The sequence below is a fragment of the Microvirga zambiensis WSM3693 genome (assembly GCF_016735695.1).
Taxonomy (GTDB): Bacteria; Pseudomonadota; Alphaproteobacteria; order Rhizobiales; family Beijerinckiaceae; genus Microvirga; species Microvirga zambiensis.
This window is the reverse complement of the sequence record NZ_JAERQD010000025.1, coordinates 24,396-37,087: the sequence shown is the minus strand read 5'-3', so window position 1 is coordinate 37,087 and position 12,692 is coordinate 24,396. Positions and strand designations below refer to the sequence as shown.

The following is a 12,692-nucleotide window of genomic DNA, read 5'->3' as shown; positions in this document are numbered from 1 at the left end:
AAGTTGTGATGACCTCGCACCAACCGGTGTCGCCGATCTTACCGAAAGCACCGCGCGGCTGGGCGGCAGCGAACGATGCCCCGGTCATCCTGTATGGACGCTTGGCAGATCACGAGCCTTCACCGCTGATAGACGTCACCCGTTTGGAGTTCTGCAATGGAGGTCGCGATATTCTACCCGGCTCCGAATAGGCCCCGGAAACGTCGCGGCTCGCACCGCAGGTACTGCTCGGGAGCGCGGACCTTCGCGCCCAGTTCGGCTGCCGCGCGCCACGGCCATCGTGGGTCGAAAAGCAATCCGCGAGCCAGGGCGACAAGGTCAGCGTCCCCGGTTGCCACAATCGCCTCGGCCTGCTCCGGATCGGTGATCAGGCCGACGGCGACGACAGGAATTTTCACGGCCGACTTTACGGCCCGGGCGAACGGAACTTGGTAGCTTGGACCCATAGGAATGGCTTGATGTGGATCCAGCCCACCGGTGGAGATGTGGATCGCATTGCAGCCCCGTTCTTCGAGCGCCTTGGCGAATTCCAGCGTTTGTGGAAGATCCCATCCTCCGTAAACCCAGTCAGTCGCGGAAACGCGGGCCGTCACGGCGCGATCGGCTGGGAAGGCGCTTCTCACCTTGTCGAAAACCTCCAGGGGGAAGCGCATCCGGTTCTCAAGGCTCCCGCCATACGCATCATCGCGACGATTGGAGAGTGGCGAAAGGAACTGGTGCAGGAGATATCCATGGGCGGCGTGGACTTGAATCCCATCCAGACCGAGCCGACCTGCCCGGACGGCCGCTGCGGCGAAGGCGTCGCCGATGCGCCGTAAGCCCTGATGATCCAGAGCCATCGGAGCAATCTTGGAGGCGGTGGCGGCAAGGGCTGTCGGCGCCTCCGCAAGCCATCCGTGCGGATCGCCTACCGGCAGCTGAGCGCCTCCTTTCCAGGGAACCTCCGTGGAAGCCTTGCGCCCAGCATGTGAGAGCTGAATCATGATTGGGATATCCGACCAGCGTCGAACGCTATCGAGCGTTCGGCCGAGGCTCGCTTCGGTCGTTTCGTTCCAGAGGCCGACATCCGCATAGGTGATGCGGCCTTCCGGAAGGACGGCAGTGGCCTCAATCGTGAGCAAGGCCGCGCCGGAAAGTGCAAGATGACCGAGATGGATGACGTGCCAATCGGTCATACAACCGTCCTCGGCCGAGTACTGGCACATGGGCGCGATGACGATCCGATTCCGAAGCTCGAGATTTCTTATCTTCAAGGGCTGAAACAACGCGGGGCTGGGCACGGTCGTTCTCCTGCCGACCGGTGAGTCCTAGATCCGAACCGTTTGGGCCGCCAGTAAAGTAAAGTGAATCTCAGCAAACCCTCCCTTCCCTGGTGGTTGGACTGGGCTATTGGGCTACGGGGAGGACGTTTGCCCTGGCAGACTTGCACTTCTCCCCTCGCCCACCCACATTAGCGTGGCCTTAGGGTCCGGGTCCCTCTGGCGGGCGGGGCGCCGCTCGCGATGTCGGACGTCTCTTTTGGACTGCGCCCACGGGCGCCTACGCAACTGAAGGAACGACCATGGACTACGCGGCTTTTCGGATCGGCGCTGCAAAAGCCCGCTCAAGGGGCCTGCTTCCGACCGTCGCGCGGGTCGCGATCGCCCTTGCGGCCGGAATCGCGCTGCTGGCCATGACCCTTGTCGGGCTTTTCATCGTGCTCCCGCTGCTGCTGTTGGGCGCGGCCGCCTCTTATTTCTATCTCCGCCGCCGGATGCGCCAGATGCGCCCTGCCCCGCGCCGCGCACCCGACGATGTGATCGACGCCGAGTATACGGTCATCGATCATCGCTAGATCCGCGCGAAGCGGGCTCATGACAGACGGTTGACTTCTCGGCCGCCAAAGTGATGCTTGGCGTTGCGGGGCGAATGGGTTTCCTATCCTGAGGCCCCTTCCCGCCTTCCTGGCCATCCACGAGCTGACATTGCCGGCATCCGACAGACCTCATGCGCATGCCCATAGGGGCGGACGAGGTCGCCCTCTGCCATGATCCCCTACGGTGAACCGAAGGACCGGCACGTCGCCAACCGACAAGGGGCTGCCTTTGCCTTTGTCGACATGGTGCTCGTCGTCACGTCGATGGGTGTCATCAAGCAGGCCGGCGCAACATTCCCAGCGATCCAGCTCGTCTTCTTCCGCGCTGTCGTCGGCCTCCTGCTCATCGCGCCGCTTTTATGGCGTTACCGGTCCGAGGTATTCAACAGCCAGCAGGTGAAAGGCCACGTCGGGCGGGTTCTTTGCGGCACCGTGGCCCTGTGCTGCAATTATGCCGCTACGGCCGCCCTGCCCTTGACGCTGGTGACCGTGATCGGATTCACCCGTCCATTCGTCATCCTGGGGTTTGCCGCCGTCATGTTGGGAGAGCGCATTCTGCGACGGCACTGGATATCGTCCATAATCTGCTTCATCAGCGTGCTGTTCATCGTCAAGCCCGGTTCCATGAGCTGGGACTGGGGACTGCTGGCGGCTCTGGGAATGGTCTTGTTCGGCTCCCTCAGCGTCATCCAGACCCGTCGTCTCACCGGCGAGCACGCCGTCGTCCTGATGATGTTCCATGCCATCGGGCTCGCCGTCCTGACGGCCATCCCGGCGGCCTTCGTCTGGGTCTCCCCGGGCTTGAGCGATCTGCCCGCCTTCCTCATCATCGGCGTCCTGGCCCAGGTCGGTCAGTTCTGCTTCCTCCGCTCGCATCAGCTGGCCGAGGCGAGTATCCTTGCCCCTCTCAGCTACGCCGTGATCGTCTTCTCCTCGATCGCCGACTATCTCTACTTCGGCATCGTCCCCACCCTCTCTCTCGTTGTAGGGTGCCTCGCGATCGTCTCGGCCGCGTTACTCGGAACTCAGCTCGGCCGATTGCGGCGCTAAAGCATCGGCCCCAAAAGTGGACCCACTTTTGGGGCCGATTCTCCACTCTAAAGAGAGCGCATCGTTGAACGCAGAAAACCGGGTCCACTTTTCTGCACGATGCGCTAGCGGCTCGTTGCCTCCCTTCGGCGACCCGCTCAATGGAAGCACAGCTCGGGACAATATAGGTCCGATTCACGCAAAAATTTGCATTTGCATGAGACTTGCAACGCAAAGCCCTTTGCGCAACAAATTTGTGCAATGAACAAAAGTGGGGAGGATATGACGAGAGTTAGCCTCAGCCGTCGTCCACGACAGACGGATATCGCCCGCTTCGCGGGCGTTTCGGTGAGCACCGTATCGCGTGTTCTCGCGAACGAGCCGGGTATCAGTTCGAATGTCCGCGATGAAGTCATTCGGATCGCGTCAGAGCTCGGCTATAACATCCGCCCGGTGCCGAGTGCACACCCGCAGAACCAGCGATCGGTTGCACTCATTCCCGTCGATCAGGCGACGGGCGCGCTCGGTGTCTTCTACGAGGGTATCCTGAGCGGTCTGCGGGGAGCCGCAACCCGTTCGGGCGGAACCCTTCTGCCGCGACTGGTCCGATCGTCATCCCTGAAGGTGTCGGAACTGCAGCAGACACTGTCGGAGACCGAAGCGACAGGCATCTTCCTGGTCGGCATCGACCCGCCGGAAGATCTTTGCAGCTACCTTCTTGAATCCAAGATCCCGACCGTCTGGGTCAACGGCAATGACCCGGACCTTCAATTCGACTGCGTGTCGCCGGCAAACTTTTACGGCGCACGGCTTGCGACCCAGCATCTCATCGATGCCGGTCACCGGCGCATTCTCCATTTCACGATGTCGCACCGGCATACCATCCGGGAGCGCATCCGTGGGTTCGAGGCAGCGGCCATGAAGGGCGGCGCGACGACGCGCATCGTCCAACTGCCTTCGACCTCCTCCCGCACCAGCACCGCAGCCTGCGAAGCGATGGAGGCTATCCTCGTCGAGGACCAGGGTTTCACTGCGGCCTTCTGCATGAACGACATGATGGCCGTCGGCGTTATGGAAGCTGTTACCAATCATCACCTGTCGATCCCTCAAGATTTCGCGGTGATGGGGTTCGACGACCTGCCCTGCGCCTCCATGACCATGCCGCGCCTGACCACCATGCGGGTCGACCGGGAGGCTATCGGGCAGGAGGCCTATTACCTCATGCAGCGGCGCATTGCCGATGCCGGTGCCGAGCCGCGGAAGGTCGAATTGGCCGTGCGCCTCGTGGAAGGTGCAACGGTCCAACCGGCCACGAAGGCCGAAAGCGCGGAGCGCTCCGTATGACCTACACTCCTCATCGGACAAATCCGCTTGCCGGCAATCCTCTCAAGACCAAAGACGATGTCGAAAAGGCATTGCTCGATCTCTTCGATCCGCTCCTCCCTGCCTTTTCGGAAGGTGGTGCACGCGTCAGTCTCGGCGCAACCGCGGCGCATTTCGATTTTGCCGCGGCGGATCTCGAGGGATTTGCCCGTCCTCTCTGGGGCCTTGCCCCCTATGCCGCCGGCGGCGGAAACTTTCGCCACTGGCCGCTCTATGCGAAAGGCCTCGCGAACGGGACGGATCCGGAGCATCCGGAATATTGGGGCAAGGTCACCGACCGCGATCAGCGAATGGTCGAGCTCGCTGCCCTCGGCTTTGCCCTGCGGCTCGTGCCGCAGCATCTCTGGGATCCGCTCGACGAGCGCGCGCGACGGAACGTTGCCAATTACCTGCTCGAAGCACGTCCGCACCAATTCGCCGACAACAACTGGAAATTCTTCCGGGTGATGATCGATCTCGGTCTCGAGCGGATAGGCGTCGAATTCGACCGAAGCCTCACCGAACAATATCTTCAGGAGCTGGAGGCGTTCCACCTCGGCGACGGCTGGTATCGCGACGGCAATGTCCCGCGTGTCGACCACTATATCCCCTTCGCCATGCACTTCTATGGCCTGATCTATGCAGTCCTGGCGCCGAGCGACGGGGAGCGGAAGCAGCGTTTCCGGGAGTGGGCGCGCCTGTTTGCGCCGAACATCCGGCATTGGTTCGCCGACGATGGCGGAACTCTGGTCTTCGGCCGCAGCATGACCTACCGCTTTGCCTGCGCCGGATTCTGGGCGGCCCTCGCCTTCGCGGACGAAGAGGCGCTGCCCTGGAGCGAGGTGAAGGGATATTATCTCCGCCATCTGCGTTGGTGGGCGAAGCATCCCATCACCGACCGCGACGGCGTGCTCAGCATCGGCTTCGGCTACGCCAACCTGCTGATGTCGGAAAACTACAATTCTCCGGGTTCGCCATATTGGGCATTCAAGGCCTTTCTGCCGCTGGCGCTCGAAGCGTCGCATCCTTTCTGGACAGCGGAGGAAGCGCCGAGCCCCAGCTTCCCTGAGCCGAGCCCACAGGCACAGCCGGGCATGGTGATGATGCATACCCCCGAGAATGTGGTCGCGCTCTCGTCCGGCCAGGAAAATCTCCAGATGCGGTTCGGCAGCGAGAAATACGCCAAGTTCGTCTATTCCTCCCGCTATGCCTTCAGCGTGGAAAGCGACGAGCGCGGCTTCGAGGGCGCCGCCGTGGACGGGATGCTGGCCTTCAGCGACGATGACCGGCATTTCCGCGTCCGCGAGACGAACGAAGAGGCGCGGATCGCCGGGAATATCCTGTATGCCCGCTGGCGCCCCTGGATCGATGTCGAGGTGGAGACATGGCTCCTGCCGGCCTCCCCCTGGCATATTCGCGTCCATCGGGTCCGGACGCCGCGCCCGCTGAGCACCGCTGAGGGCGGCTTCGCCATCCCGCGGGCGGATGCCTATCGCAAGCTGGAGCAGATCGAGGAGCGGAACGGATCCGCGCTGGTCATCGGCACCAGCGATTTCAGCGGCATCGCAGATCTGGGTTCCACAACCGAGCGTCGTGGCATCGCCTTGAAAGCTCATCCCAACACCAATCTTCTCTATCCCAAGACATTGGTGCCTCAGCTGCGCGGCGAAATCCCCGACGGAGAAACGGTTTTGCTGACGGCGGCGGTCGCATTGACCGATCGGTTCGATTCAGCGGCGATCTGGAAGGAGATACCAGTCGCGCCGACCATCGCGGAACTCGAAGCTGCCATTTCGCGGGACAGCCGGCGCGTCGGCGCTCTTGCCTGGAGGATGGGCTCGTGACCCGCACGCATCGCGTCGCTCTCGCCATGGACCCGGTCAGGACGGGCGGGGTCATCACACCAGCCTTGCTGGATCGGCTCGCGACATCCTGCATCGTCCTGGATCCGCAACCGCTTCAGTCGTTTCATGACGAACGCGCTCGCGATGTCTTGAAGCAGACAGACATCCTGCTCACTGGCTGGGGCTGCCCTCTCATCAATCGGGAGGTTCTGGCCCTTGCGCCGCAGCTGAAGCTGATCGCTCATTCAGCCGGCACCGTGAAGGGTTTCCTCTCGCCGGAGGTTCTCGATGCCGGCGTTACCGTCACCCACGCGGCGGAAGCGAATGCGGTTCCGGTCGCCGAGTTCACGCTCGCCGCCATCCTCTTCGCCAACAAGCAGGTTTTCCGCTTCCGCGACCTCTACCGGGCCGACCGGAGCCGCCAGAGAACATTTCCCCTCACGGGGCAGCCCGTCGGCAACTACAGGCGGACGATCGGAATCGTCGGAGCCTCGCGGATCGGGCGGCGGGTGATCGAGCTCCTGGAGCCATTCGATTTCAAGGTGCTTCTCCACGATCCCTATATCGGAGAGCATGAGGCTGCGGTTCTCGGCGTGGAAAGCGTTTCGCTCGATGAGCTGATGCGCCGCTCCGACGTGGTCTCCATTCATGCCCCCGCTCTGCCATCGACTCAGAAGATGATCGATCGCCGGCGACTGGCTCTCATGCGGGATGGGACAACGCTCATCAATACGGCAAGAGGCGTCATCGTCGACCAGGACGGTCTGATCGACGAACTGCGGACCGGGCGCATCGATGCGATCATCGACGTCACGCATCCGGAGGTCCCGGGCGCCGATTCCGCTCTCTACGACCTGCCGAACGTTTTCCTGACCCCCCATATCGCCGGTGCCCTCGGCAACGAGCGCGAGAGGCTTGGCGAATTCATCGTCGAGGAGATCGAACGCTATGTCGGTGGGCGGCCGCTGCTGTCCGCCATCACGCCGTCCGTGCTGGAGACGATGGCATGACACGCTTCCGGCCCGGCCTGTGCACCGTCACTTTCCGGCAGCTCGGCCCGGAGGACGTGATTGCGCTTGCAGTGGAATGCGGAATCGAGGGCATCGAATGGGCGGGAGATGTGCATGTCCCCCCCGGACAACTCGCCGTCGCGCGTCGCGTTCAGGCTCTGACCGAGGGAGTAGGCCTTTCGGTCATCTCGTACGGGTCGTACATTGCGCCGCCGAGCGATGACGAGCGCGCCTTCGCGACGGTTTTGGAGACTGCGCAGGCCCTCGGCGCTCCCAACATCCGCATCTGGCCGGGCACCCGCAACCGGGATTCGGCGACTTACGACACCGACGAGAGGTATCAGGTCGCCCAGGCGATCCGGCGCATGGCCAGGATGGCGGACGATGCCTCCATCACCGTCTCCCTCGAATATCATCCGGGCTCGCTGACCGACGATCTCGGGTCGGCCCGACGCCTCGTGGACGAGATCGACGACCCGAACGCATTTCTCTACTGGCAGCCATCGCCAGGCCTGCCTCTCGGAGCCGCGATCGAGGAGATCGGCACCGTCGGCCCGGAGGTATCCCATGTCCATGTTTTCGCCTGGGATCGGGAGAAGAATCGCTATCCGCTGGCGGACCAGATGGATCAGTGGCGCACGATCCTCAATGCGATGCCGGAAACACGCTGGCGCGGTGAGCGCTTCGCCATGATCGAGTTCGTCAAGGGCGACTCTCCCGATCAGTTCAGGGCTGATGCCGCCACGTTTCGTCAATTGTTGGAAGAGGTGCAGCCGTCTGGAACGGCCTGACCTCTATAACAACGCCCGCCGAGGGGGATGCTTCTCGCGCCCTCGCCGCAGGTAAGTCTGGGAAGCCCAAGGGAGGAAGTTATGAAGACTTACGTTGATCGTCGAACTTTACTGAAATCCGCATTGGCGCTCGGCGGCGCCGCTGCTGTCGGCGGCCCAAGCATGAGCTGGGCACAGGGAGAAACGGCCAGGCTTCGCGCCACCTGGTGGGGCTCGCCCGACAGGGCCCGACGCACGACCGAAGTGGGCAACCTGTTCACCAAGCAGACCGGTATCGAGATCGCCGGCGAGCCTGTCGGCGCCGATTACTGGGCGAAGATCGGAACCCAGATGGCCGGCCGCAACATCGCGGACATCTTCCAGCTCGAGCCGAGCAGCCTCGCCGATTATGCCGGGCGCGGCGCGGCGAAGGCCATGGACGAGTTCGTCGGCAAGCAGCTCGACATCTCCAGCTTCGGCGACAAGATGGTCGATCTGTGCCGGGCCGGCGGCAAGATCTGGGGCGTTGCCCTGGGCCTGAATTCGTTCTCCCTCTTCTACGACCAGACGGTCTTCGAAAAGGCCGGCATCAAGCCGCCGACGCACGAGACCACCTGGAAGCAGTTCGCCGACATGGCGGTCGATCTCACCAAGGCGGTAGGACGTCCCGATTATTGGGGCGCCCCCTACGGCGCCCGATACCACTACGTATTCGACGTATGGCTGCGTCAGCGCGGCAAGCGCCTCTATACCGAAGATGCGAAGCTCGGCTTCACGGCGGAGGATGCAAAGGAGTGGTTCGCCTATTGGGAAGACCTGCGCAAGCGCAACGGCTGCGTTCCGGCCGACGTGCAGACCCTGGACCAGAACCAGATCGAGCGGAATTCGCTGGCTCTCGGCAAATCGGCCATGGGCCTGACCTATTCGAACCAGCTCATCGGCTACCAGCTTCTCACCAAGAACAAGCTGGGTATCACGATGGTGCCGCAGTCCGGTCCCGGTACGAAGTCCGGTCACTATTATCGTCCGGCGCTCATCTGGAGCATCGGCTCGACCACAAAGAATCCGGACAAGGCGGCAGCCTTCATCAGCTTCTTCGTCAACGACGTCGAAGCCGGCAAGATTCTCGGTGTCGAGCGCGGCGTGCCGATGTCACCGAAGGTGCGCGAGGCCATCCTGCCCAACTTGAACGAGGTCGAGCGTGCGACCGTCGACTACGTCAATCTCCTGGCGGACAAGGTGAGCGACTATCCGCCGCCGGTGCCGGTCGGAGCCGTCGAGTTCGACAACAACGTCATGCGGAAAGTGGCCGATCAGGTCGCCTTCGGGCAGATCTCGATCGACGAGGCCGGCAAGCGCATGATCGAGGACGGCAATGCCGTCCTGAGGAAAGTGAACTAGACTAACAATACGGAACCGGCACATTCCATGTGCCGGTTCCGTACAGCATGATGCTAGAGCTGTTTCCACTCGCGTGGACTCATCTCTCTTCTTTGCTTTGCCGCATTTTTTGACGGCGAACCGGATCCACTTCGCCGAAAAATGCTCTAATCCTCGCGGAAGGCGCGGTTGAAGCTGTCCATTACCGGCCGCAGCATATAGCCTGCTGCCGTGAACTTGCCCGTCTTGATCAGAACCTCGACCGGCATGCCCGCCATCACCTCGACCCCTGGCAGAGAGGACAGCGAGTTCTCATCCAGCCGGATGCGCGCGGTGTAGTAGGATCGCTCCGTGGCCTTGTCGACCAACCGATCGGCTGAGACATAGGTCAGCGTTCCCTGCACCGGCGGAACGCGACGGTGTTTGTACGGCATCAGCCGGACCTGCGCCGGCAATCCCGGATGGACCACGTCGATATCGTCCGGCCGCACCTGCGCGGTGACGATGAGGCGATCATGCTTCGGCACGAGATCCAGGAGCGGCTGGCCTTCCGCCACAACGCCGCCGGGCGTCCGGATCCGCAGATCGGTGACGACGCCATCTTCCGGCGCTCGCACTTCGGTGCGGGCCAGAACATCGTCGGCGGCTTCGGAGCGTTCGGCGAGCTGGAAGACGAGCGCCTGGACGTCGCGCAGGCTCTGGGCGATCTCTGTCTCGCGATCGCTGCGCAGCTTCAGGATCTGCGCATGGGCTTCGCCGACGCCCTGCTCTGCCCGGGCCATTTCCTCCTGCGCCTGCCCTCGCCGTCCCTCGATCTCGGCCTGCTCGCGTTCGAGGGAGAGCTTCCGCGGCTGGGCGATGATGCCCTTCGCGACAAGCGGCGCGATGGATTCCATCTCCTTCTTGATGATGTCCGAGCGCTTCTCGGCCGCCGTGACTTGGAATCGAAGTCCCAGCATCTGGCGGGAAATCTGCTGCTGGCGCTGCGCCAGAACGGCAAGCTGCGACTGATAGAGCTGACGCCTGCTGACGAAGATGCGCTGCTGTCCTGCCATCACGTCGGTCAGCGCCGAATCTCGCTCGGCCGCATGCCTCAGCGGCAGCGGGAACTGGATGCCGTCGCGGCCGTCCCGCTCGGCCAGGAGCCGCGCCTCGCGGGCCTGTGCCTCGCGCAGCTGACCCTGGAGAGCCTGCGCTGCGGCACGGGCCTTGGTGTCGTCGAGCCGGATCAGGGGCTGGCCCGCCGAGACGGCATCGCCATCCTTCACAAGGATCTTGGCGACGATGCCGCCTTCCAGGTGCTGCACCGTCTTACGGCTGGTCTCGGCCTCGACTGACCCGGCAGCGATCGCCGCGCTTTCCAATGGCGCCGTGACCGACCATGCTCCAAATCCGCAGATGAACACGGCCACGAGCCCGAAGGCCGTGCCGGCAAGCCAGGCGATCCGCATGAACGGTGTCGGCGGTGGGGGCGGCAACACATCGGACAGGTCGATGACGGGGGATGTCTTGGCCATCATGAGGCTCCCCTGCTGGCCTGAACGCTCGGGGCCGCGATCATCGGGCCTTCGCTGGTCTTCGGCATGCGCGGCTCCGGCTTCGTCTTAGGCTGCGGCACGACTTTGATTGCGGTATGCCCTTGTGCAATCCTCTCCGCGATCTCGCGGCGCTCGCCATAGGCATTGACCATACCGTTGTCGAGAACGAGCACGCTGTCGGCGATGGACAGGATCCCGAGCCGCTGCGCGATCACGATGATGGTCGCACCGCGGGTTTTCATCTCGGTGATGGCCTGGCGCAAGGCTTCCTCGCCCTCCGGGTCGAGGCTGGCATTGGGCTCGTCGAGGACGATGAGGCGCGGATCGCCGAAGAAGGCGCGAGCGAGCCCGAGCTTCTGACGCTGGCCGCCGGAGAGGCGCGCTCCTCCTTCGCCGATATTGGTGTCGTAGCCGCGCGGCAGCCGCATAACGGTCTCATGGAGATCGATAAGGCGGGCGGCAGCGATCACGTCTTTGGAGCTTGCTTCCGAGAGGCGTGAGATGTTCTCGGCCACGGTGCCGGCGAAGAGCTCTACATCCTGCGGCAGGTAGCCGAAATAGCGGTGTCCACCGGATGCCATCCACACGCCGATATCGGCTCCGTCGAGACGCACATGTCCGGTCGTTGGGGGAACGGTGCCCGCAATCAGGCGGCCGAGCGTCGATTTTCCTGCACCCGAAGGCCCGACGACGCCGAGCACCTTGCCGGCACAGACCATCATCGACAACCGCCGCACGATGGGCTCCGCCGAGCCGGGCGGTACATAGGTGAGTTGTTCTACCTCGAGAAGACCGCTCGGCGGCGGCAATTCCATGCCTTTCACCGGCGGAGGCGCAGCCTGCATCACGCGCCGGATACGATCATAGGCGAGCCGCACATTGGTCACGGCCTTCCAGGTGCCGATCGCACCCTCGACCGGCCCGAGCGAACGCCCGAGCAGGATCGAGGCGGCGAAGATCGCGGCCGGGCTGACGTCGTGCCGGATCACCAGGTATGAGGCGACCGCCATCACGAGGACCTGGGCGAGAAACCGGATGAAACGGGCGAGCGCTTGAATGGCTGACGCGCGTGCGCCGGCCGACAGCTGAGCAGACTTCGCATGGGACTGCTCATCCGACAGCAATCGCGCGACACCGGGCAGCATGCCCATGGCAGTGATCGCCTCGACATTGCGCATGAGGGATTCAAACCGATGCTGGCTCTCCGACGAAGCCGCGGCGGCCCTCGCGAAGGGCGCTCGCGTGACCGTCTCATTGAGCCAGGCAAGGCTGAACAGAATGAGCGAGGCCACGATGCCGATGAAGCCGAGCATCGGGTGAACGAGCGCCATCGCGAGCAGAAAAATAGGTGTCCACGGCAGGTCGAACAAAGCCGTGCAGGCGGAGCCGCCGAAGAACTGTCGCAGGGTGCCGAGGTCGCGCCATGCCTGGGCTGCGCCCGCGGGATCGGCGCGCAAGGCTGCCTGAACGGCGGCGGTGAGCACGGGGGCCTGCAGACGCTCCTCGAGCCAGCCTCCGACGCGGGCCAGCATCTCGCGCCGCAACGCCTCGATGACCGCGTGAAGCGCAAGAGCGAAGACGACGATCAGGGTCAGCATATAGAGCGTGTCGAGACTCTGGCTCGACAGAACGTGATCGTAGACCTGCAGCAGATAGAGCGGCATGGTCAGGGCGAGCAGATTGACGAAGAAGCTCAAGCCCGCAACGAGAACGAGCGAGTAACGGCAAAGCCGGAAGGCGTGCTCCATCTCGGTCTGATGGCGAGCCTTCATCCAGTTCGTGGCCATGCGGCGAACTCCGGGCGCGTCGGTCGAAACTATGGCTGGCGCTCGCACAGCTGGAGGGCGCCTGCGCGAGCGCCGATCCGGGGCCGCTTTCGGTTCAGCGGTCCCGGATTGCCTTTC

10 protein-coding genes are annotated in these 12,692 nt (G+C 63.4%); 7 read left to right on the top strand and 3 right to left on the bottom strand.

From position 1 onward, the window contains the following. Positions 1-173 precede the first annotated feature (173 nt). On the bottom strand, positions 174-1,280 hold the full coding sequence (locus JKL46_RS18955) for an oxidoreductase (protein WP_201835890.1): 1,107 nt from the start codon (positions 1,278-1,280) through the stop codon (positions 174-176). Between the two features lie 281 nt (positions 1,281-1,561). On the opposite strand from JKL46_RS18955, the gene JKL46_RS18950 reads away from it, so the two are divergent. The 7 genes from JKL46_RS18950 to JKL46_RS18920 all read left to right on the top strand — a co-directional run bounded on the left by JKL46_RS18950 (position 1,562) and on the right by JKL46_RS18920 (position 9,271). Then, the gene (locus tag JKL46_RS18950; protein WP_201835888.1) at positions 1,562-1,834 is read left to right on the top strand and encodes a hypothetical protein; all 273 of its coding nucleotides are present in this window, start codon (positions 1,562-1,564) and stop codon (positions 1,832-1,834) included. A gap of 192 nt (positions 1,835-2,026) precedes the next feature. After that, entirely contained in the window at positions 2,027-2,905 is an 879-nt protein-coding gene (locus JKL46_RS18945; RefSeq protein WP_201835884.1) for a DMT family transporter, read from the top strand. A gap of 261 nt (positions 2,906-3,166) precedes the next feature. Beyond that, positions 3,167-4,228: a LacI family DNA-binding transcriptional regulator gene (locus tag JKL46_RS18940; protein WP_201835883.1), complete on the top strand. Its 1,062-nt coding sequence runs from the start codon at positions 3,167-3,169 to the stop codon at positions 4,226-4,228. Next, positions 4,225-6,090: a DUF2264 domain-containing protein gene (locus JKL46_RS18935; protein ID WP_201835882.1), complete on the top strand. Its 1,866-nt coding sequence runs from the start codon at positions 4,225-4,227 to the stop codon at positions 6,088-6,090. Before JKL46_RS18940 ends, JKL46_RS18935 begins: the two co-directional genes overlap by 4 nt. Next, on the top strand, positions 6,087-7,100 hold the full coding sequence (locus JKL46_RS18930; RefSeq protein WP_201835881.1) for an NAD(P)-dependent oxidoreductase: 1,014 nt from the start codon (positions 6,087-6,089) through the stop codon (positions 7,098-7,100). Before JKL46_RS18935 ends, JKL46_RS18930 begins: the two co-directional genes overlap by 4 nt. Next, positions 7,097-7,891: a sugar phosphate isomerase/epimerase family protein gene (locus tag JKL46_RS18925; protein ID WP_201835879.1), complete on the top strand. Its 795-nt coding sequence runs from the start codon at positions 7,097-7,099 to the stop codon at positions 7,889-7,891. Before JKL46_RS18930 ends, JKL46_RS18925 begins: the two co-directional genes overlap by 4 nt. A gap of 81 nt (positions 7,892-7,972) precedes the next feature. After that, positions 7,973-9,271 (top strand): ABC transporter substrate-binding protein, encoded by a 1,299-nt coding sequence (locus JKL46_RS18920; RefSeq protein ID WP_201835877.1) that lies wholly within the window; start codon positions 7,973-7,975, stop codon positions 9,269-9,271. A gap of 146 nt (positions 9,272-9,417) precedes the next feature. Here the strand turns inward: JKL46_RS18920 and JKL46_RS18915 are convergent, their stop codons facing one another. Together JKL46_RS18915 and JKL46_RS18910 are read right to left on the bottom strand one after the other, a co-directional pair. Continuing rightward, on the bottom strand, positions 9,418-10,770 hold the full coding sequence (locus tag JKL46_RS18915) for an HlyD family type I secretion periplasmic adaptor subunit (RefSeq protein WP_246529402.1): 1,353 nt from the start codon (positions 10,768-10,770) through the stop codon (positions 9,418-9,420). Beyond that, positions 10,767-12,575 (bottom strand): type I secretion system permease/ATPase, encoded by a 1,809-nt coding sequence (locus JKL46_RS18910; RefSeq protein ID WP_201835875.1) that lies wholly within the window; start codon positions 12,573-12,575, stop codon positions 10,767-10,769. The genes JKL46_RS18915 and JKL46_RS18910 overlap by 4 nt, the downstream gene beginning before the upstream one ends. Positions 12,576-12,692: the final 117 nt, after the last annotated feature.

Coding starts and splice junctions, on each gene's coding strand:
- JKL46_RS18935 (WP_201835882.1), top strand. CDS start 4,225: ATGACCTACACTCCTCATCGGACAAATCCGCTTGCCGGCAATCCTCTC.
- JKL46_RS18910 (WP_201835875.1), bottom strand. CDS start 12,575: ATGGCCACGAACTGGATGAAGGCTCGCCATCAGACCGAGATGGAGCAC.
- JKL46_RS18945 (WP_201835884.1), top strand. CDS start 2,027: ATGATCCCCTACGGTGAACCGAAGGACCGGCACGTCGCCAACCGACAA.
- JKL46_RS18925 (WP_201835879.1), top strand. CDS start 7,097: ATGACACGCTTCCGGCCCGGCCTGTGCACCGTCACTTTCCGGCAGCTC.
- JKL46_RS18920 (WP_201835877.1), top strand. CDS start 7,973: ATGAAGACTTACGTTGATCGTCGAACTTTACTGAAATCCGCATTGGCG.
- JKL46_RS18915 (WP_246529402.1), bottom strand. CDS start 10,770: ATGATGGCCAAGACATCCCCCGTCATCGACCTGTCCGATGTGTTGCCG.
- JKL46_RS18950 (WP_201835888.1), top strand. CDS start 1,562: ATGGACTACGCGGCTTTTCGGATCGGCGCTGCAAAAGCCCGCTCAAGG.
- JKL46_RS18940 (WP_201835883.1), top strand. CDS start 3,167: ATGACGAGAGTTAGCCTCAGCCGTCGTCCACGACAGACGGATATCGCC.